Raw genomic sequence first — 20655 nt, 5'->3', positions numbered from 1 at the left:
GTGTCTAACGTGTCATCGGTTCGAGCGCGGCGCGCACCGCGCCGATCGCATCCGCCCAGTTGCCGGGCGCAGGCTGCCGGAACAGCCGCGCGGACGGATACCACGGGCTGTCGCCGCGCGTACGCATCCAGCGCCAGGCCGGCGGGTCGGGCAGCAGCACCCAGACTTGCGCGCCCAGCGCGCCCGCCAGATGCGCGACCGCGGAATCGGCCGCGATCACGAGATCCAGCGCGCCGATCAACGCGGCCGTATCGGCGAAGTCGCCGAGTTCGTCGTCGACGCGGCGTACCGGCGTGTCCGCCAGCAGCGCTTCGTCGTGTTCGTGAACGGGTTTCTGCAGGCTGATCCAGTCGACGTCGAGATCGAACAGCGGCGCGAGCCGCGTGAAATCGATCGACCGGCCGGCGTCGTTCCGTTGCGCCGGATGGTCCGCCCAGGCGAGGCCGATGCGCAGCCTGCGCCGTTCGCCGAGCAGCGTGTCCCACTGGCGCATGCGCAACGGATCCGCATGCAGGTACGCGGCGGGGCTCGGAATGGTGTCGGCGTCGGTGCGAAACGCATGCGGCAGGCTCGGCAGCGGCACATGGCAGTCGAAGGCGGGCAGCGGCTCGCCGCGCGCGATCACGTGGGCCGCACCGGCGAGCGACGCCATCAGCGCACGCAACGCCGGCTGCACCTCGAGCACCACGCGTGCACCGCGCGCCGCGACGAGCGGCACAAAACGACAGAACTGCAGCATGTCGTCCAGGCCCGGCTCCGCATGGATCAGGATCGTCTTGCCGTCGAGCGGTTCGTCGCCGCGCCACGCCGGCTGCGTGAACGGCCGCGCATGCCGCGCGAACTGCGCGTCGCGCAGCCGCCATTCGTACCCGTGCCAGCCGCGCGCGAAGTCGCCTTCCGTCAGGTGCAGCGCGGCACGCGCGCAATGCACGCCGGCGAAATCGGGCTGCAGCGCGAGCGCGTGGTCGTAGGCGGCCAGTGCAACGTCCACCTGTCCCAGGTCGGCCAACAGGTTGCCGCGTGCAAGCCACTGCGTCGCTTGATCGGGGCGCAGCGCGAGCGCACGATCGAGCGACGCGATCGCTTCGTCGTAGCGATGCAGGTCCTGCAGCACGCTGCCGCGGTTCGTCCACGCTTCGGCGAAGCGCGCGTCGAGCGCCAGCGCGGCATCGTAGCTGGCGAGCGCCGCGTCGAAGCGCTTCAGGTCGCGCAGCGTCGTGCCGCGATTGCACAGCGCGTCGATCGAGCGCGGATCGATCGCGAGCGCACGGTCGTAGCTGGCGAGCGCTTCATCGTGACGCTCGAGCTGCAGCAACGCATTGCCGCGGCTCGCGAGTGCGCGGGCGTGATCCGGATCGAGCGCCAGCACGCGTTCGCAACGCGCGAGCGCCTCGTCCGCGCGGCCGAGCCGTTCGAGCACGGCCGCGCTGTCGCAAAGCGCGTCGAGCCGCGCGGGATCAGCGGCGATCGCATCGTTGAACGCGGCAAGCGCTTCGTTGAGACGGTCGAGCCCGGCGAGCGTGCGGCCGCGCTCGGCCAGGATCGCGGCGACGCCCGGCCGGATCGCGTTCGCGCGATCGAAGCAGTGCAGCGCATCGGCCGCGCGCCGCAGCTCGCGCAGCACGAGGCCGCGGTTGAACCACGATTCGAACGAATGCAGATCGACCATCAGCGCGCGATCGTAGGTGTCGAGCGCATCGTCGAGGCGGCCGAGCGCGCGTAACGCGCCGCCACGATTGCAGAGCGCGTCGAGCACGAGCGGCGACACCGCGAGCGCACGGTCGAACGACGCGAGCGCGTCGTCGTAGCGGCGCAGGCCGATCAATGTGTTGCCGCGGCGCACGAGCGTCTGCACGTCGTCCGGCGCCGCGCGCAGCGCGGCCGCGAAATGGTCCAGCGCCTCGTCAATGCGGCCGCGCTCGCCGGCGATCGCGCCGAGATCCGACAGCGCATGCGCGTCCGGCTCGATCGCGATCGACTGGCGCAGCAGCACTTCGGCATGGTCGGCCGCGCCGCGCTGGAATTGCAGCACCCCGTACAGATGGAGCGCCTGCGGATGATCGGGCTCGTTCGCGAGCACCGCGAGATATTCGCGTGCCGCGTCGTCGAACCGGCCTGCGCCGTGCCATTGCTGCGCGCGGCTCAGGATCGCCGCCGATTGCCATTGCCCGCGCGCGTCGTGCCCCGACGCGCCCGCGTGTGCATCATGCCGGTGCTCGACCGTCACGTTCGCCCCCTTCCCGTTTGCCGATGCCGCCGCTGAACCGGTCGATGGAACCGGTCGCGGCGGTCATGCTCGTCACGAGACTAATGGACAGCCAATAACAGACGTATGACGAAAGTTACGGACCATTTTGTCCGGGGGACGGAACGGCTTTCCGGGCGTGGCCGCGTGCGCCGGACGGCATCGCGCTTTCATTGACCGATCGGGATGGTCCGCACGAATTCGACCGCCGGTGCGCCCATCGTGACCGTGAAGCGGACGCCGCGAGGCACCGGCGCGCCGATCGACGTCGAGTTGCTGATGCGGTGCTGTGCGAGAAACTGCGCGTAGGCCTGTTCGATGACGGTCTGGCTCGTCGTCCATCCACCCGGCGGAATCCACACGGAAAGCTGCATCGAGCGCGCATCATTGCTGACGACGACACGCGCGAACGCATCCATGTGATGCAGTGCGTCGTCGACCTCGGCCAGCGACGCGAGCGGCTGCGACGCGCTGCGCACGAGTTCGCGCCCCTTGAGCTGGTAACGCACGACCTGCATCTGCGTGGGTCCGCCACCGACCCCGAGATGGCGCACCATCACGAGTTCGTTCGGGCGGATGCGCAGCGGCGGCCCGAACACTTCGTCGGCCGTCACGAGGTTCGTCAGGTCGAACTGCAATTGGGAGAAATAGCGGCCGAGCAGACGCGTTTGCGCCAGATTCGACGCGATATCGTCGCGGCCGCGGATCGTCGCGTCGAGGCCGCGCCATGACAGCAGCGCGATCACGGCGAGCAGCGTGATCGCGACCAGCATCTCGATGAGCGTGAAGCCGCGGGCACGCGCCGCCGCGCGCGGTTCAGCGGCGCGCTTCATTCTGGATCACCGTGACGACTTCGGCGAGCACGTTGCGGCTCGACGCGGACGGAAAGACGCTCACCGTCACGCGACGCACGAACGGGCTCGGCAGCGCGGCCACCGACTGGCGGCACACGAACCGGTAGCGGCCCTGCGGGCACGCGAACGTGTTCGTGCCGACGGATGGCCAGGTCGATGCGATGCGGATCTCGCCGAGCGCGTTGTCGGCGCTCCATAACGCGAGCAGGCGCATGCGGGCCGTATCGGTATCGGACGCGAGCGCGCCGATCGCGCGCATCACGGCGCCGAGCGCGACCGCCACGATCACCAGCGCGATCAGCACCTCGATCAGCGTGAATCCCCGTTCCGGCGCCCGCGCGATGCGCGATCGGCCGCGCGCATGGCGGTTGTAGTCGGTTCTGTCGTCGCACATGACCTGCGTTCTTGTCGATGGGTCGCCGCCCGGCGTCCGGCGTCCAGACTGCGGCGCAGGCCGCATCGCCGGCGCGACGGACGCCGTGCGAAGACGTTAAGCGCCGCGTATGGCACACACGTGTCGAATGGTACGGACCATTTGGCGCGACAAGCGCGGACGGACACGCGCGCCGGCGCACCGCGTGCGACGTGCGTTGTCGCGCGGTGCATGCATCGCGGCCGACGGAAAACGGAAAACGATCGGGAGAGAACCGCCCGGCAACGGGCGGTGGGCGGTAGAGGCAATCCTCGGGCGGGATCGCCGCGACGGTGTCAGGCCGTCACGGCGGCGTCATACTCGGCGCGGGCAAGCTGGCCGGCGGCGTAAGCCTCGGCTTCGCCGCGCAAGCCTTCCTGGCTGAATGCGACGACTTTCACACCGACGCCGGTCGCCCGCTTCACCGTCAGCGCCCATTGCCATCCGCCGTCTTGTTCAAAGACGTGCAGCGAGGGTTCGAAGGAAGGGTCGAATAGGGTCACGCGTTATGCTCCTGCCCCCTTACGCGTTGCATCGGCAACACACGGGGCATGTCGAAAGGATCGCGCCGGGATGCGACGCGTTTCTGCCATTCGACAGTCTAGTCAATGATTGTTGCGACGCACCATCAGAGGTTTCACTCATCTATCGGAACCGGGCGGTCGATCGAATCCGCCTGAAACCCATATGGAACGGGCCTCCGGGCCATATCGGGCCACACCGCACGGCCCTCGTGCGGCAACGTGCCGCACACAAGACCGATTGCCCGCATCGGTCATTCATGGATTGTGGAAACAGGGCGCGATCTATCCGGCCGGCATCACGCGCCGGAACGTCAGGTTGATGCGCTCGCCCTGCACGCTCGGCGCCTTCGGCACGCGATGCTGCCATTCGGCCTGCGTGCGCCCGCGCATCACGAGCAGGCTGCCGTGCACGAGACGATACGTATGCGTGACGCCGGTCGCGCGATGGCGCAGATCGAACACGCGCATCGCGCCGAGGCTCACCGACGCGATCACCGGCGCGTCGCCGAGTTCGGGCTCGTTGTCCGCATGCCAGCCGAGGCTGTCCTGCCCGTTGCGGTAGCGGTTGAGCAGCACGCTGTTGAATCGCGCGCCGCAGGTCGCCTCGACCGCGTGCTTCAGGTCGAGCACGGCCGGCGTCCACGGTGCCGGCACGTTGCGGATCCCCGAATACACGTACACGGCATCGGGCTCGCCCTGCCATGCGGTGAGCCTCGGCAACGGAATGCGACCGCGCGGCGTGCGGATCGTGTCCTGCCGCCACGCGACCTCGCCGATCAGCGCGGCCAGCACGCGATCGGCATCGGCTTGCGCAAGCCAGTCCGGGTACCAGTCCACGTCGGGCGCGGGTGTGTCAGCAAAGAGATCGGGCGTCGACATGTCGGAAGGAACGGGTGATGAACGGGGCGAACAGTGCATGCCTGCATACTAGCCAACGGCGCCGCGCGCCGCCATGCGCTCTCATTCGACGACGAAAGGAAACCGCCGCGCGCCGCGATGCGCTTTCGCGCATCACGCTATCATCGCGGCGTGTCGCGGCGCGCCCTGCCGGAAGCGCCGCTTTCTTTCGCCATGCCGGCCGGCGCGACCCGGCCGCCTTCTTCCCGGATCCCATCATGACGACCCTCTCCGATTCCGCCCTCGATCAACTGTTCCTCACCGCGCGCACGCACAACGCGTGGCAGGACAAACCCGTCGACGACGCGCTGCTGCACCGCCTGATCGACCTGACGAAATTCGGCCCGACGTCGGCGAACTCGAGCCCCGCGCGCTTCGTGTTCGTCAAGTCGCCCGAAGCGAAGGCACGCCTGAAACCCGCGCTGTCCGAAGGCAATCTCGCGAAGACGATGGCCGCGCCCGTCACCGTGATCGTCGCGATGGATTTCGCGTTCCACGAGCACCTGCCGCGCCTGTTCCCGCACGCCGACGCACGCAGCTGGTTCGCCGGCAACGATGCATTGATCGAGGCTACCGCGTTCCGCAACTCGTCGCTGCAGGGCGCATACCTGATCCTGGCCGCGCGCGCGCTCGGCCTCGACGCGGGCCCGATGTCCGGCTTCGACGGCGCGAAGGTCGATGCCGCGTTCTTCGCGGGCACCGCGATCAAGAGCAACTTCCTCGTGAATCTCGGCTACGGCGATCCGGCCGGCCTGTTCCCGCGCAGCCCGCGCTTCGACTTCGACGATATCGCCCGCATCGAGTAACAGCCGCCGCCTAACCGCCGCGCGTCAGCCGGATCAGCGTGATCTCGGACGGCACGCCGAAGCGGTTCGGCGGCCCCCAGTAGCCGGTGCCGCGGCTCGTATAGAGCCACAGATCGCCGAAGCGGCTGAGCCCGCCGATTACCGGCTGCTGCATCCGCACGAACGGCGGCCACGGCAGGAACTGGCCGCCGTGCGTATGCCCCGACAACTGCACGGTAAAACCTGCGCGGTTCGCCGCTTCCGCGCTGCGCGGCTGGTGCGCGAGCAGGATCTTCGTGCCGACGTCGTGCGGCGCGCCCGCCAGCGCCTGCGCGGGGTCGCTGCGATGCGCGGGATCGAACCCGCCCGCCGTGAAGTCGGTCACGCCCGCGAGCACCGCGCGCGCGCCGCCGTGCTCGATCAGCACATGCTCGTTCAGCAGCACCGTCAGCCCGATGCGGCGGAATTCGTCGATCCACGCATGCGCGCCCGCGTAATACTCGTGGTTGCCGGTCACGAGAAAGCTGCCGTGCCGCGACTGCATGCGGCCGAGCGGCGCCGTATGTTCGCGCAGGCGCTTGACCGAGCCGTCGACCACGTCGCCCGTCACGACGACGAGGTCGGCTTCGAGCGCATTGACCGCACGCACGATCCGTTCGACATAGGGCCGCTTGATCGTGGGCCCGACGTGGATGTCGGACAGCTGCACGATCGACAGCCCGTCGAGCGCGGCCGGCAGCCCCGCGACCGGAATCGACACGCGCTTGACCGCCGCCGTGCGGCGCGCGCCGACAAACCCGATCGCGGTGACGAGCACCGCGCCCGCCAGCACGCCGAGCGCCGTGTCGGCCGCGGCGCCGCTCCACGCGCCGTCGTGCCCGAGTTGCCGCCATGCGAGCACGGCGAGCAGCACGAATTCGCGCAACAACGTCAGCGCGAGCAGCGACGAGAAGAAGCCCATCACGAGCGAGCCGACCCAGCCGGCGAGCGTCGCGGCCCAGCCTTCGTCGAAACGACGCGAGAACATGCCGACCGGGATCAGCACGACGAAGCTCGCCAGCACGAGCGTCGCGATCGTGCGCGCGACCGGCGACGCGAACGCATCGGGAATGATCCGCATCCCGACGTACAGATGGAACAACACGCCGATTGCAATGAACCGGACAAAGAAACTTCGCATGGAACACTCACCTTCGTTGCGATACCGCTTCCGCGACGCGCATCGCACCGGGCCGTGATGCCCCGTGCCGCGCTTTGCGTCATACGCACGATGGTACACAGATCCCGGCCGCGACGACCGGTCGCGGCCGCCGGTGGAGCCTCGCGCGGCTTCGCGCGATAATCGGCCATTCTCCCGCCATCACCGCCATGCGCTTCGATCTCGTCGACCTCAAACTCTTCACGCACATCGCGGAGGCGAACAGCCTGACGCGAGGCGCCGAGCGCGCGCACCTGTCCGTGCCCGCGGCCAGCATGCGCATCAAGAATCTCGAGGAGCAGGTCGGCGTGAAACTGCTGAGCCGCACGAGCCAGGGCGTCACGCTGACCGCGCCGGGCGAGACGCTGCTCACGCATGCGCACCGCGTGCTGCGCCAGCTCGAGCAACTGACAGGCGATCTGCAGGAATTCGCGTCGGGCGTGAAAGGCCACGTGCGCGTGTTCGCGAACACCACGGCGATGAGCGAGTTCCTGCCGGCCGTGCTGCGCCACTATCTCGTCAAGCATCCCGACGTGACGATCGACATGCAGGAGCGGCTGAGCCCCGACATCGTGCGCGCGGTGCAGGAAGGCGTGGTCGACATCGGCATCGTCGCCGGCGACGTGCGCACCGAAGGGTTGCAGGCGATGCCGTACCGGAGCGACCGCCTCGTGCTGGCCACGGCGCTCGGGCACCCGCTCGCCAGCCTGGCATCGACGCCGTTCGTCGCGACGCTCGACCACGACTTCATCGGCCTGCCCGAAGCGAGCGCGCTCCACAACTTCCTGAAGCGCGCGGCCGCCGACGTGCAGCGCACGCTGCGCTGGCGCATCCAGGTCAGCAACTTCGAGACGGCCTGCCGGATGATCGAGGCGAACGTCGGTGTCGGCGTCTTGCCCGAAGGGACCGCACGCCGCCACGCGAAGACGATGGCGCTGCGCGTCGTCGCGCTCGAGGACGACTGGGCCGAACGCCAGTTGCAGATCTGCGTCGCCGATCTCGACGCGCTGCCGCGCTTCGCGCGCGATCTCGTCGACCTGCTGGTCGAGGATGCCCGCAACCGGCAAGACTGACCGGATTCCCGTGCGTTCGAGCGGCAATCAGCCGCTTCCGTATCGATTCCGCCACATCGGCATAACAAAGTCCGCTACCCTGCTTTTGTCTGACGATGCTTTACAGTCTGTTAGCAACCCTATACGAGCTTGCGCTGGCAGAATCGTGACGACCTGGTCGTCGCTGCCGAAACGCGCTGCCGGACGGACTGCTGGCGGTCCGCATCCTGCTGATTTATTATCGGCTCCGTATCGCGGAATCGTCGTCGCGGCGACGCACCGCATTGCGCCGCGCCCGGCATCCACCCCCATCGTCGAGCTCGTCACACCATGAGAAAAACAATGCCGCGTGCGCCCCTGCGCGTCGCCGCCGTCCTGGCGCCAGCCCTGCCGCTCGCGGGTTGCGCATCGCGCGGCGCACCGTCGTACGTCCTGTTCGGCGCGTATTTCCCGCTCTGGCTCGTCAGCGCGATCGTCGGCATCGTCGGCGCGATCATCGCGCACCGTGTGTTCGTCGCGACCGGCTGGGCCGCCACGGTACCCTACCAGCTGGCCGTCTGCACCGCGATCGGGCTCGTGGTCGCCGTGCTCGTCTGGCTCGCCGGCACGGGGCCATTCGCATGAAAGCCGCCGGAATCGCCCGCCCCTCCATGAAAGGCCGCGTGATCGCGCTCGCGATCGTCGCGCTCGGCATCGCGGCGCTCGCGTATGCGTACCACCGCACGACCGCCTATCCGTCCACCGACGACGCGTCAATCGACGCGGACGTCGTGCACGTCGCCTCGCCCGTCGGTGGTCGCATCGTACGGCTCGCGGTGCATGAGAACCAGCGCGTCGCGAAAGGCGACCTGCTGTATGAAATCGATCCCGTGCCGTACCGACTGACGGTTGCGCAGGCGCAGGCCGACCTCGAGCTCGCACGCGCATCGCTCGATACGCGCCGCCGTTCGCTGATCGGCGAGCGCTCGAACGCGGCGGTCGCCGCCGAGCAGGTCAAGCGCGCGACGCAGAACGCCGACCTCGCGACGCGCGACGTGAACCGGCTCGCGCCGCTCGCCGCGCAGGGTTATGTCAGCGCGCAGCAGTTCGACCAGGCGAAGGTCCGCCAGCGCGACGCGGCCGTGTCGCTCGCGCAGGCGCAGGAACAGCAGCGCGCGTCCGCGCAGACGATCGGCGACGAGGCCGACGCGATCGCGACGCTGCATGCGCGCGAGGCCGCGCTGGCCCGTGCGCAGCACGCGCTCGACGATACGGTCGTGCGCGCGCCGCACGATGGCCTCGTGACGGGCCTCAGCGTCCTCGCCGGCGAAACCCTGGCACCGAACCAATCGATCTTCACGCTGATCGACGCGAGCGAATGGTTCGCCGTCGGCAATTTCCGCGAGACGTCGCTGAATCGCATCGCGCTCGGCGACTGCGCGACCGTCTATTCGATGATCGACCGCGACCGCCCGATGACGGGCAAGGTCGTCGGCATCGGTGCGGGCATCGCGGACAGCGCGCGCATCAACCTGCCGCGCTCGTTGCCGATCGTGCAGAACTCCGTGAACTGGGTGCACGTCGCGCAGCGCTTCCCCGTGCGCGTGAAGCTCGACGAACCCGACGGCAAGCTCGTGCGCGTCGGCGCGAGCGCGATCGTCGAGGTCCGGCATGGCTCAGCCTGCCGCTGACGTCCGCTCGCCGGGCCCGCGCGAAGTCCTGCGACTGCTCGTGCCGTTTCCGGGGCGCGCGGTGATGGCCGTGCGGGTCGCGCTGATCTGCGCGCTGGTCGTGCTCGTGACCAGCGGGTACGGCACGCCGGAAGCCGCGATTTCCGTGTACGTCGTGTTCTTCCTGAACCGCGCCGACCGCGTGACGAGCGTCGTGCTCGCGGTCGCGATGCTGCTGCTCGTCACGATCGTCATCGCGCTCGTGATGGGTGTCGCGATCTTCAGCATCGACTATTCGATCCTCCGCGTCGCGTGCATGGCCGTGCTGTCGGTCGGCCTGCTCTACCTGACGTCGGCGAGCAAGCTGCGCCCGGTCGGCGCGATCCTCGCGATGATCGTCGGCTTCGGGCTCGACCAGCTCGGCCTCGCGCCGTTCGGCGAAGCCGCGACGCGCGCGCTGCTCTATGCGTGGCTGATGGTCGCGATCCCGGTCGGCGTCGCGATCGTCGTCAACCTGCTGATCGCGCCGTCGCCGCGCAAGCTCGCGCAAGCGCAGCTCGCGAAGCGGCTGCGGCTCGCCGCACGGCGGCTGCGCGACGATGACGGCGATGACCGCAGCGACACGCGCGCCGCATTCGACGCGAGCCTGCGCGAAGGCGACAAGCAGTTGCTCACGTGGCTCAAGCTGTCGAAGCTCGAAGGCTCGTCGTCGGCCGCCGACGTCGTCGCGCTGCGGCAGGCCATCGCGTCGAGCACCGCGCTGCTCGTGTCCGTCGCGCTGGCGGACCGCGAACCGGACGCGCGGCTGCCCGATGCATTCGTCGAGCCGATCGCGACGACGCTCGACGACATGGCCGCCATCCTCGAACACGGCGGTTATCCGGTCGACGTGACGCTCGCGCTGCCGGCCGCCGATGCGCTGGCGCCGCTCGCGCGCGTCGTCGCGACGGACCTGCACACGGCGATCACGCACTTCGCGGAACCGGCCGCGACCGACGCGTCGGCCGATGCCGCAGCCGAACCCGCCGCGCCCCTCGCGCCGCCCGCACCACGCGGCGGGTTCTTCCTGCCCGACGCGCGCACCAACCCCGACCACATCCGCTACGCGCTGAAAACCACGGCAGCGGCGATGTTCTGCTACCTGCTGTACTCGCAGCTCGACTGGTCGGGCATCCATACCTGCTTCATCACCTGCTACATGGTGTCGCTCGGCTCGACGGCCGAAACGGTCGAGAAGCTCACGCTGCGCATCGCCGGCTGCATCGTCGGCGCGCTGCTCGGCACCGCCGCGCTCGTGTTCGTCGTGCCGTCGCTGTCGTCGATCGGCGAGCTGATGGCGCTCGTGTTCGCCGGCGCGTGGCTGGCCGCGTGGGTCGCCTTCGGGTCGCCGCGCATCGCGTACGCGGGCTTCCAGGTCGCATTCGCGTTCTTCCTGTGCGTGATCCAGGGCGCGGGCCCCGGCTTCGACCTGACGCTCGCGCGCGATCGCACGATCGGCATCCTGCTCGGCAACGTGGTCGTGTATCTCGTGTTCACGCGCATCTGGCCCGTCAGCATCGGCAAGCAGATCGACACGGCGCTCGCGGCACTGCTCGACCAATGGCGGCGCCTCGCGCAGATCGCTCAGCCGGCCGAGCGGCGCGCGCTGGCCGCCGACGCGTTCGCGCGCCACGGCGCGATCTCGCAGGAACTCGGCCTGATCCACTACGAACCGTCGTGGGTGCGGCCGGCCGCGACGTGGCTCGCCGCGCGACGGCGCGCGCTCGCGGAACTCGGTGCACTCGAAGGCCCGCTGTTCCTGCTCGCCGAACGCGCACCGGGCGACGCGGCGATCGGCACGCAGCTCGCACGCGTGGTCGAACCGCGCGACGACGAAGCCGCACCGCATACGAATGCACCCGCGCCGCCGGCCCCGCCGCCGAGCACTGCCCCCACCGACCCCGCACGCGACGCGCTGCTGAACCTGATCGACACGCGGCTCGCGCACATCGCCGACGCCGCCCGTCAAGCCACACCGAAGGAGCCTGTCCCTCATGCGCCTACCTGAACCGCCGGCCGCCTCGATCGCCGCCGCCGCCCTCGCGACCGCCGTCGCGCTGGCCGGCTGCGCGACGTCGTCGATCGATCTGGCGCCGGAGGCGTCCGACCGCCCATGGCAGCCGCAAACGTCGGCCGCGGGCGACATCGTGCCGGGCCCGCCGCGCGCGTCCGCGCCAGGCGCGCACGACTACACGCTGCCCGCGTCGCCGGCGCTCGCGTCGGTATCGCCGCCGGCCGCGCTCGATTCCGCGCATGCATACACACTGCCCGAGCTGATCGATCTCGCCGAATCGGCAAACCCGCTGACCCGCATCGCATGGAACGACGCGCGCAACGCGGCGCTCGCGGTCGGCCTTGCCAAGGCCGCCTACCTGCCGCGGCTGTCGGCAACGGCCATGGGCGCGTACCAGGCGAGCCACGGCTCGACGTCGACGATCCTCGGCGATTCGTCGAGCGACACCACCGTGCACGGCACGATCTCGGCGCTGTCGCTGCAATGGCTGCTGTTCGATTTCGGTGGCCGCGCGGCGCGCGTCGAAGCGGCCGAACAGGCATCGATCGCGTCGAACGTCGCGTTCACGGCCGTACACCAGCAGGTGATCCACGACGTGACGGTCGGGTACTACCGTTATGAAGCCGCACGCTCGCGCGCACTCAGCGCGCAGCAGGGCCTCGCGAACTCGGATGCGATCCTCGCGGCCTCCCGCGCGCGGCTCAAGCACGGCGTCGGCACGGTCGTCGAACTCGCGCAGGCGACCCAGAACCGCGCGCAGGCGAACCTCGCGCTCGTGCAGGCGAACGGCGCGCAGAGCGACAGCTACCTCGCGCTCGTGTCGGCGCTCGGCATCTCGCCGCTATCGAAGCCGACGATCGCCGCGCTGCCGAAGCGGCCGCTGCCGCCCGCGCTCGGTTCGTCGGTCGATTCGATCGTGTCGGACGCGATCGCGCGCCGCCCCGACCTGCAGGGCGCGTTTGCGCTCGAAAAGGCCAATCGCGCGAAGATCAAGGCCGCCGAGGCCGCCTTCATGCCGAAGGTGTTCCTGTCCGCGTCGACGTCGTATGCGAGCGGCGGCACGGCCATCTCCGCGCTGCCCGCGATCGGCGACCAGGCGCCGACCGTCAACCTGAACGGCAGCCGCTACGGCGGCGGCGTGTTCCTCGGCGTGACGATCCCGCTGTACGACGGCGGCCTGCGCTCGGCCGTGCTGATGCAGGCGCGCAACGATGCGGAAAGCGCCTCCGCGCGCCTCACGCGGACTAAGGAAGAAGCCGTCCGCCAGGTCGTCGCCGCGCAGAACGCGGTGCAGACGAGCCTCGCGTCGCACGACGCCGCCAAGGCGCTCGTCGACGCCGCGCAGACGAGCTACGACGCGGCGCTGACCGCGTACCGCAACGGTGTCGGGTCGGTGACCGATGCGACGATCGCGCAAAGCCAGCTGCTCGCGGCCCGCAACGCGGAGGTCGACAGCTACGCCGGCGCACTGTCGGCGGCCGCCGCGCTCGCACTCGCGACCGGGACGATCGGCTCGGCGCAATAGCGCAACCGCCGCAAGGCGGTTGACGCATGCGCGCGCCGCCTACTAGAATGCCGCCCATTCTTCCTTCAGGAACCATCGTGGACAGTTGCAGCACTCCGTTGCGTGCGCCGCTTGCCGCCTGAACGCCTGTCCGCCGCAGTTCTCCTGCCCCGGCTCGCGTTCCGCGAGCCCGCACGCCTACCGTTTCACACTGAATGACGCATTCGCGCGGTACAGTACCGCGCGATGACGGCTATCGTCGCGTCGCCTCCGGCATAACGCCACGGCGACGCGGGCCGACATGCGCTCCTTGCACGGCAGGACCACCATGACTTTCGATTTCGCACTCCGTCTTTTCACCGCGTTCGCCTGCGGCGTCGCCATCGGCCTCGAGCGCCAGATGCGCCAGCGCACGGCCGGCCTGCGCACGATCACGCTCGTCGCGAGCGGCGCGTGCCTGTTCGTCACGCTCGGCGTGCTGACCGGCAACGGCGTCGCGGGCGTCACGCAGATCGCCGCGTACGTCGTGTCGGGCGTCGGCTTTCTCGGCGGCGGCGTGATCATGCGCGACAAGGGCTCGATCCAGGGCATCAACACGGCCGCGACGCTGTGGTGCTCCGCCGCCGTCGGCGTGCTGTCCGGCTCCGGTCATTTCGCGCCCGCGATCGCCGGCACGGGCGTCGTGCTGCTCACCAATACGGTGCTGCGCGGCGTCAGCCAGGCAATCAACGCGACACCGGTGTCGAACGCCGATCTCGTGCGCGAATACCAGATCACCGTGATCTGCCTGACCTCGGACGAGGTACACATCCGCACGCTGCTGTCGAACTCGATGTACGCGAAGCCGCTGTCGTTCCAGAGCCTCACGAGCGAGGACGTGCCCGACCAGCCCGACCGGCTGAAGGTGACCGCGACGCTGAAGCTGCATCCGAAGGATCAGCAGAAGCTCGAGCAGATCGCGAGCCGGATGAGCATGGAGAAGAGCATTTCCAGCGTGAGCTGGACCGCGAAGGAAGCGGAGCCGTTGATGGAGTGAGCGGCGTGGCGGCGACCGTATTCGGCGCCGCCGCTCTCGGCCGCGTCAGGGTGCTTCGATGAGCCCCGCCGAGATCGCCTTGACGACCGCCTGGACCTTGTTCGTCGCGCCCAGCTTCTCGAGGATGTTGTTGACGTGGAAGTTGACCGTCCGCTCCGAGATGCTGAGGATCTGGCCGATTTCGCACGCGGTCTTGCCCTCGGCCGTCCAGCACAGCACCTCGCGCTCGCGCGCGGTCAGCGTGACACCCGCCGCGGGCGACAGCTTCGGCACCATGAAGCGGCTCATCAGCGAATGCGACAGGTTCGCGAGCCAGTTCGTCTGCAGCGTCAGCATGTTGATCTCGGCCGGCGTCAGCGGGTCGGCATGGCGCGCGATGCTCAGTAGACCGAACGCACCGCGGGCCGCCCAGCTCGACTGCGCGACACCCACCGACAGCCCGAAGTCGCGCGCATCCTGCCACAGCGGGCACGGGTCGATCCGGTCGACGTCCGGCCAGACGATCATGTTGGTGCTGTGCACGCCGTCGCGAACCGTCGAATCGATATCGATGTAGTTCCGCGACTGGTAGTGCGCCATCCAGCCGTCCGGATAGGTATTGAAGATGGCGACCGCCGGCTTCGATACCGGCAGCGGCACGCGAATGCCGTAACAGCAGTATTCGAACCCCAGGCGTTTTGAATAGGCAGCCATCCGCTGGAAGAGTTGCTGCTCGTCTTCCGCGGCGCTGAATTGTTGATAGGCATCCTGCCAGCGCAGTTCCATTCGTTCTCCGACAACGTCACGCTGTCATACTTGTCAGGTTTCAGCACCCGTTTGGGGCTGCTACATTCCGCGCATGACTTCACCTTTGCTGCATCCGGTCTCCGGCCCGTCCGCGGACGGCTATGTGCGCCTGACAGAAGGCTCACTCGCCGTGCTTGCGCTCGACCATGTCGCAAGCGGCCTCGATGCATCGCTGCTTGCCGAACTGCGCGACAGCGCGATCGACGCGCGCCTCGCCGGTTATACCGAATGGCATCGCGCGGCCCGTGCCGGCGTCCCTTACGTGACGGTCGGCTGGGACTGGTACCTCGAACGCGCAACGGGCATGTTCGTCATTGCGGGCGGCGACGTCCGCAGCAACGTGATGGTCGTCGACGCGACGGCCACCGACATCGGCATGTTCCGCACGGCCGCCGCGCTCGCCGCGCGGCTCGCCCGCATCGACTGGCCCGCCGCCGTCGCGTCGGCCCTGCTCGATCGCAACGACGCCTATCATGCCGGTCCCACGCTCCAGTGACAACCGGTCGAGCATTCCTCGGATTAATTCAGCAACGCTGGCGCTCTTTATAAGCAAAAGCGGCCCGGTTTTCAATCCCGTCGATCAAGAAACCGTTACCACGTCCTAAATGGCGTTTTTACGCCGCCAACCTGTAAGAGTTACCAGTTACAGCCTCCTCGTGCTGCGCGATGTAATGCATGCATACAAAAGCACAGATCCGAGGACACCCATGCAGACCTTCGTTCATGAGGAAGGGCGGTTGCCACACGAACTTGCAGCGGATCTCGGGCGCTATCGGCGCCGCGTGTTCATCGAACAGCTCGGTTGGACGCTTCCGTCAGCGAACGAATGTTTCGAGCGCGACCAGTTCGATCGCGACGATACCGTCTATGTGTTCGCGCGAAACGCCGACGGCGACATGTGCGGATGTGCGCGCCTGCTGCCCACGACGCGCCCGTATCTGCTGGAGTCGCTGTTCTCCGAGCTGATCGCCGAGGACATGCCGCTGCCGAAATCGGCCGCGGTCTGGGAGCTGTCCAGGTTCGCGGCGACCGACGACGAAGGCGGGTCGGGCAATGCCGAGTGGGCCGTGCGCCCGATGCTCGCGGCCGTCGTCGAATGCGCGGCGCAGCTCGGCGCGCGGCAGCTGATCGGCGTGACGTTCGCGAGCATGGAGCGGCTGTTCCGCCGGATCGGCATACACGCGCACCGGGCGGGCCCGCCGAAGCAGGTGGACGGGCGTCTGGTGGTCGCGTGCTGGATCGATATCGATTCGCAAACGTTTGCGGCACTAGGAATCGAGCCGGGGCAGGCTGCCCGGCAAGCCATCGCCGCCTGAGCCGGAACGCGCGTTTCCGGCCGGGCGGCATCGTAACGAAGGAGAACCAACGTGGACCAGTCTCAGGTCTTTCGCGCGATGATGCCCGGGTTGACGAGCGCCAACGGCGCCCGCATCGCGGTCGCCTATCCGTCGTTCCCCAGGCCGCTGCCGCTCGTGCGGCTCGACCGCCGCGGGCTTGTGTTTCGTGCCGCCGGCGCCGCGCCGCTCGTCTGCGGACTGCCGCGTCCGGCAACGCTGCTGGTCGCGGACGAGCCGCTCTGCTCGCTGCGCCTCGTGATCCGCGACATCGCCCCGACCGGCGACGGCCGGCACGACCTGACGATGCAGCCATCCGGCGCCGCCGGCGACGAATTGCTGTGGCATGCGCTGCGCGATCACGAGCCTTACCGGCGGATTCAGCACCCGCTCGCGCCCGTCGACACGCCCATCGCCACCGACGGCGAACCGCACGCGGCGGCCGGCGAAACCGGGCCGCGCCCGTCGCGCAGCGCGGCCTTCCGCCTGCCGTGCCATAGCGATGCACTGTTCTTCGCGGACTGGCTCGAATATCACTTCGACGAGCTGCGTGCGCTGTCGCATCAGCACGGGCCGCAACTGCACCTCAATCAGCTCGAGCGACAGGTTGCCGACGACGAGGTCGGCGTGCGTTTCGTCTACGACATCGACGGACACACGACGCGGCACGCGCTGACCGACTGCGCGCGTGAAGCATGTGCCTGGATCGAGACGGAGATGCGCGACAAGTACGCGCTGCCGGTCGCGCAGGAACGGTTCAGCGCGTTTGCGGCGCACGCGCGGGCCACCGGCATGTGAGTGCGGCACCGGCGCGTCGATGCGACGCGGCCGGTATCGCAGCGAGTTGCATGGTTACAACGGGGGCTTGCCAACCTTCGGGTTTTCCCTTAAATTTACGTCTGTCTCCTCCATGTCTCCAAACATGGATTCAGCCCGCTCAAGCAGCGGGCTTTTTTATTGCCTGCGCGGATTGCGGGGCCATACCACCCTCCTCCTTCGCCGCCCGCCTGCTTGAGCATTCCGGCGCGCCACGATCTCGATCGACCGGATTATCATCGGCGGGTCTGCCACGATCCCCCGAGGTCATCTTGCACGCACATCTGCGCATTGCCCGCCCGGTCGGCAATCTCGCCAGAACCGAGCGCATGTATCGCGACGCCCTCGACTTGTCGGTACTCGCGCGCTTCGAAGATCACGATGGTTTTTCCGGCGTGATGCTCGGGCGCGAAGGTCTCGACTACCACTTCGAATTCACGCACTGTCCGGACCACCCGATCGCACCGTCCCCGACACCCGAGGACCTGATCGTCTTCTACCTGCCCGATCGCCCGGAATGGGAAGCCGCATGCGAGCGCGCGGCCGCACACGGCTTCATGCCGGTGACGTCGTTCAATCCGTATTGGGAAATATCAGGCCAGACCTTCGAGGATGCCGACGGCTACCGGATCGTGCTGCAGAACGGCACATGGCGCTGACAGGCAGGCGCGCGTGAGTCGTCAAGCGCGGGCGCAGCCGCCGGGGCGCGCGACATACACGACGTGCCGCCGCAGCGCATGCCCTTCCGGCAACGCGGGATGATCGAAATCGCGCGCGGGCTGACGCTGCATGCCGAGCCGCTGCATCACGTGCTGTGATCGCAGGTTGGTGTCGGCTGTCCACGCGAAGATCTCGCTGAGCGCGACGCGGTCGAATCCGTCGGCCAATGCCGCGGCGGCCGCTTCGGCGATGTAGCCGTGCCCCCACGCGTGGTGCACCTGCCGCCACATGATCTCGACGCATGGCGCCATCGGATGCGTTGCGCGCGCTTCGTGCGACAGGCCGCAAAGCCCGATCAGCATCGCGTCGGCGCGGCGCTCGACCGCCCACGGACCGAAATCGTGCGCATCGAAATGCGCTTCGAAGCGAGCGATGACGTCGCTCGCCTCATCGATGGACATCGGGCCGCGCGCGAGCCATACCGTGACGTCCGGATCCGCATGCACCGCCGAAAGCGCACCCGCGTCCGACGGTCGCCAGCGACGCAGTGTCAGACGTTCGGTTTCGATCTTCGGTGGCGTGGTCATGGGTGATCTCGACGACGCAACGCGGGCAACGCCACGAACCCGGCTGCCGAACGGATGAATGGGAAAATACGCGATCGCCGCCTCGGGAGGCGGCGATCGGTGGAACGAGTAGCGAAAAACGGGCGCCAGGGCGCCCGCTGTGGTTACTCGTTTTCTTCGAAGTAATGCCCGAATTTCATCTGCTTCGTGCGGATATAACGCTCGTTTTCCTCACGCACCGGCACTGCAAGCGCCACGCGCTCACAGACAGGAATACCGTGCTTCGCGAGCGTGTCGAACTTCTCCGGGTTGTTGCTCATCAGCCGCACCGACGTCACGCCGAGGATCCTGAGGATCGCGGCGGCCGAGTCGTATTCGCGGGCGTCGTCAGGCAGGCCGAGGTCGAGGTTCGCCTCGACGGTGTCGCGCCCCTGCTCCTGCAGCGCGTACGCGCGGATCTTGTTGCTCAGGCCGATCCCGCGGCCCTCATGGCCGCGCAGATACAGCAGCACGCCGCGGTCTTCCGCCGCGATGTAGCGCAACGCGAGATCGAGCTGTTCGCCGCAATCGCAGCGGTACGAGCCGAACACGTCGCCGGTCAGGCATTCGGAATGCAGCCGCGTCAGCACGGACTGCTCGCCGGCCACGTCGCCCATCACGAGCGCGAGATGTTCGGCATCGCTGCCCGATACGCGGAACGCGTATGACGTGAACGTGCCGTAGCGCGTGGGCAGCGACGCCGTGGCGACGAGCGTCACGCACTCGTCGGCATGGCCATTGCCCGGCGTGGGCGATTGGGGACGCGAAGACATCATGAATTCAATCGAAACGTTCAGGAATGTAGGACTTGTGTGGATAGTACGTGACCGGAGTTTACCGCTAATCTGGAAACGTCACGCGACTGCCGCCGCCCGCCCGGCTATACTGGGGCTCATCGGGTGACACGCAGCACGCCTCGCATCGACCTGCACACGGAGAAAGCGAATGAGCACGACTGTCGCGCAGATTCTCAAGGCCAAGCCGGATTCGGGCCGCACCATCTACACCGTCAAGAAAACCGATTACGTCTACGACGCCATCAAGCTGATGGCGGAGAAGGGAATCGGCGCGCTGCTGGTCGTCGACGGTGACGACATCGCGGGCATCGTCACCGAGCGCGACTACGCGCGCAAGGTCGTCCTGCAGGATCGTTCGTCGAAGGCCACCCGCGTCGAGGAAATCATGACGGCGAAGGTGCGCTACGTCGAACCGTCGCAATCCACCGACGAGTGCATGGCACTGATGACCGAGCACCGGATGCGCCACCTGCCCGTCCTCGACGGCGGCAAGCTGATCGGCCTCATCTCGATCGGCGACCTCGTGAAGAGCGTGATTGCCGATCAGCAGTTCACGATCAGCCAGCTCGAACACTATATTCACGGCACGCCCGCGGTTACGTCCGTCTGACCCGCTCCAGCAAAAAAGGCCCAAACGCGTCAGCGTCTGGGCGGAAAGCCGCCGGAATGCGGCGACGGAGGTTCTGCTCCTGCGGGCGAACGACGCGCACGGCTGGCGCGCGTCTCTTCGCTCAAATAGTGCGCTCGGGCAGACCCGGGGACGTTCAGTTACCGAAATAGACCGAGTTCACGGGGTTCGGTGCTTCCCGCGTCATGCGACGGCCTGCTTGGCCGGCACCCGTGGCCACCGCACCGTAGCCGCTCGTATCGGCCTGCGCGAGCATCGGCTGATTCGGCTGGATCCGTTGTTCGGCGGCCTGGATGTTGTTCGGGTATTGCGAATCGCTCGCCAGCGGCTTGTAGCCATTCTGTTCGAGTTGCACGAGTTCGGCCTTGACCTGATCGCGCGTCAGCCCCTGTTCGGACTGCGCAAACGATGCGATCGGAGCGGCAAGGACGGATGCGGCGATGGCTGCGTAGATGATCGACTTCATGATTTACCTCCGGAATATGTTCTCGTTTGACGTCGCCTCGGCAGGACTGTCTGAAGCGAATGAATCCAGTGTAGTGCTCGTCATCCCAAGGGGAAACCCTTAGTTTGAACATACAGCGTTGCGATTTTGGAAAAAATCGCCCACTGTTTCTGGACGCGACTGCCATCACTTACTTCATCTACACAACAATCGCTGACGAAACGCCAACAGGCAGGTCACATGTCCGGAAGGTTGTGTTGTAGAATCGTAAGCTTATATTCGCCTGTCGATATCCCATCCACCATGCACGCGCACACGCCCCTTTCGGTTTCGCCGTCCGGCCCGGCCGGCGTGCGCGCGCACGCCGGCCATCCG

At 67.9% G+C, this 20655-nt stretch carries 22 protein-coding genes; 12 read left to right on the top strand and 10 right to left on the bottom strand.

The window, feature by feature from the left end:
• Positions 1–4: 4 nt before the first annotated feature.
• From H3H55_RS22150 to H3H55_RS22130, 5 genes are all read right to left on the bottom strand, one after another.
• Entirely contained in the window at positions 5–2227 is a 2223-nt protein-coding gene (locus tag H3H55_RS22150; protein ID WP_193100212.1) for a tetratricopeptide repeat protein, read from the bottom strand.
• A 188-nt stretch (positions 2228–2415) separates the two neighbouring features.
• A complete protein-coding gene (locus tag H3H55_RS22145; RefSeq protein ID WP_193100211.1) occupies positions 2416–3078 on the bottom strand; it encodes a type II secretion system protein J in 663 nt (220 codons plus the stop codon).
• Positions 3062–3493 (bottom strand): type II secretion system minor pseudopilin GspI, encoded by a 432-nt coding sequence (gene gspI, locus H3H55_RS22140; protein ID WP_193100210.1) that lies wholly within the window; start codon positions 3491–3493, stop codon positions 3062–3064. The genes H3H55_RS22145 and gspI overlap by 17 nt, the downstream gene beginning before the upstream one ends.
• A gap of 314 nt (positions 3494–3807) precedes the next feature.
• Entirely contained in the window at positions 3808–4014 is a 207-nt protein-coding gene (locus H3H55_RS22135; RefSeq protein ID WP_129515258.1) for a hypothetical protein, read from the bottom strand.
• A 303-nt stretch (positions 4015–4317) separates the two neighbouring features.
• A complete protein-coding gene (locus H3H55_RS22130) occupies positions 4318–4914 on the bottom strand; it encodes an alpha-ketoglutarate-dependent dioxygenase AlkB family protein (protein WP_193100209.1) in 597 nt (198 codons plus the stop codon).
• Positions 4915–5150: 236 nt separating this feature from the next.
• On the opposite strand from H3H55_RS22130, the gene H3H55_RS22125 reads away from it, so the two are divergent.
• On the top strand, positions 5151–5738 hold the full coding sequence (locus H3H55_RS22125; RefSeq protein ID WP_048247298.1) for a malonic semialdehyde reductase: 588 nt from the start codon (positions 5151–5153) through the stop codon (positions 5736–5738).
• A 10-nt stretch (positions 5739–5748) separates the two neighbouring features.
• Here the strand turns inward: H3H55_RS22125 and H3H55_RS22120 are convergent, their stop codons facing one another.
• Positions 5749–6897: a metallophosphoesterase gene (locus H3H55_RS22120; RefSeq protein ID WP_193100208.1), complete on the bottom strand. Its 1149-nt coding sequence runs from the start codon at positions 6895–6897 to the stop codon at positions 5749–5751.
• Between the two features lie 188 nt (positions 6898–7085).
• On the opposite strand from H3H55_RS22120, the gene H3H55_RS22115 reads away from it, so the two are divergent.
• The 6 genes from H3H55_RS22115 (at position 7086) to H3H55_RS22090 (ending at position 14209) form a co-directional block, all read left to right on the top strand.
• Entirely contained in the window at positions 7086–7988 is a 903-nt protein-coding gene (locus H3H55_RS22115) for a LysR substrate-binding domain-containing protein (protein WP_048247295.1), read from the top strand.
• A gap of 309 nt (positions 7989–8297) precedes the next feature.
• Positions 8298–8591, top strand: a complete 294-nt coding sequence (locus H3H55_RS22110; RefSeq protein ID WP_048247293.1) for a hypothetical protein — start codon at positions 8298–8300, stop codon at positions 8589–8591.
• Positions 8588–9637 (top strand): multidrug transporter subunit MdtN, encoded by a 1050-nt coding sequence (gene mdtN, locus H3H55_RS22105; protein ID WP_129515264.1) that lies wholly within the window; start codon positions 8588–8590, stop codon positions 9635–9637. Before H3H55_RS22110 ends, mdtN begins: the two co-directional genes overlap by 4 nt.
• Positions 9618–11663, top strand: coding sequence for an FUSC family protein (locus H3H55_RS22100; protein WP_193100207.1), 2046 nt, complete (start codon positions 9618–9620; stop codon positions 11661–11663). Before mdtN ends, H3H55_RS22100 begins: the two co-directional genes overlap by 20 nt.
• Positions 11650–13194: a TolC family protein gene (locus tag H3H55_RS22095; protein ID WP_193100206.1), complete on the top strand. Its 1545-nt coding sequence runs from the start codon at positions 11650–11652 to the stop codon at positions 13192–13194. Before H3H55_RS22100 ends, H3H55_RS22095 begins: the two co-directional genes overlap by 14 nt.
• A gap of 307 nt (positions 13195–13501) precedes the next feature.
• Entirely contained in the window at positions 13502–14209 is a 708-nt protein-coding gene (locus H3H55_RS22090) for an MgtC/SapB family protein (protein WP_048247285.1), read from the top strand.
• Between the two features lie 45 nt (positions 14210–14254).
• Here H3H55_RS22090 and H3H55_RS22085 read toward each other — a convergent pair whose 3' ends face one another.
• Positions 14255–14974: an autoinducer binding domain-containing protein gene (locus H3H55_RS22085; protein WP_129515268.1), complete on the bottom strand. Its 720-nt coding sequence runs from the start codon at positions 14972–14974 to the stop codon at positions 14255–14257.
• 73 nt (positions 14975–15047) lie between these two features.
• Here H3H55_RS22085 and H3H55_RS22080 point away from each other — a divergent pair, with 73 nt between their 5' ends.
• The 4 genes from H3H55_RS22080 to H3H55_RS22065 all read left to right on the top strand — a co-directional run bounded on the left by H3H55_RS22080 (position 15048) and on the right by H3H55_RS22065 (position 17804).
• A complete protein-coding gene (locus H3H55_RS22080; protein WP_193100205.1) occupies positions 15048–15491 on the top strand; it encodes a DUF4902 domain-containing protein in 444 nt (147 codons plus the stop codon).
• A gap of 211 nt (positions 15492–15702) precedes the next feature.
• Positions 15703–16311 (top strand): acyl-homoserine-lactone synthase, encoded by a 609-nt coding sequence (locus H3H55_RS22075; protein ID WP_129515270.1) that lies wholly within the window; start codon positions 15703–15705, stop codon positions 16309–16311.
• 51 nt (positions 16312–16362) lie between these two features.
• Complete coding sequence (locus H3H55_RS22070) at positions 16363–17127, top strand: hypothetical protein (RefSeq protein ID WP_193100204.1); 765 nt, start codon at positions 16363–16365, stop codon at positions 17125–17127.
• A gap of 290 nt (positions 17128–17417) precedes the next feature.
• Positions 17418–17804, top strand: a complete 387-nt coding sequence (locus tag H3H55_RS22065; RefSeq protein WP_048247277.1) for a VOC family protein — start codon at positions 17418–17420, stop codon at positions 17802–17804.
• A 21-nt stretch (positions 17805–17825) separates the two neighbouring features.
• Here H3H55_RS22065 and H3H55_RS22060 read toward each other — a convergent pair whose 3' ends face one another.
• Entirely contained in the window at positions 17826–18392 is a 567-nt protein-coding gene (locus tag H3H55_RS22060) for a GNAT family N-acetyltransferase (RefSeq protein ID WP_193100203.1), read from the bottom strand.
• Between the two features lie 143 nt (positions 18393–18535).
• Positions 18536–19186 carry a GTP cyclohydrolase II gene (gene ribA, locus H3H55_RS22055; protein WP_129515272.1) on the bottom strand — a complete coding sequence of 217 codons (651 nt, stop codon included), beginning with the start codon at positions 19184–19186 and terminating at the stop codon, positions 18536–18538.
• A 169-nt stretch (positions 19187–19355) separates the two neighbouring features.
• On the opposite strand from ribA, the gene H3H55_RS22050 reads away from it, so the two are divergent.
• Positions 19356–19817 (top strand): CBS domain-containing protein, encoded by a 462-nt coding sequence (locus tag H3H55_RS22050; protein WP_048247270.1) that lies wholly within the window; start codon positions 19356–19358, stop codon positions 19815–19817.
• A gap of 154 nt (positions 19818–19971) precedes the next feature.
• Here the strand turns inward: H3H55_RS22050 and H3H55_RS22045 are convergent, their stop codons facing one another.
• The gene (locus H3H55_RS22045) at positions 19972–20301 is read right to left on the bottom strand and encodes a DUF4148 domain-containing protein (RefSeq protein WP_048247268.1); all 330 of its coding nucleotides are present in this window, start codon (positions 20299–20301) and stop codon (positions 19972–19974) included.
• Positions 20302–20655: the final 354 nt, after the last annotated feature.

The organism is Burkholderia sp. Z1, assembly GCF_014893795.1.
Classification (GTDB): Bacteria; Pseudomonadota; Gammaproteobacteria; order Burkholderiales; family Burkholderiaceae; genus Burkholderia; species Burkholderia theae.
This window is presented reverse-complemented; position numbering and strand designations above follow the sequence as displayed.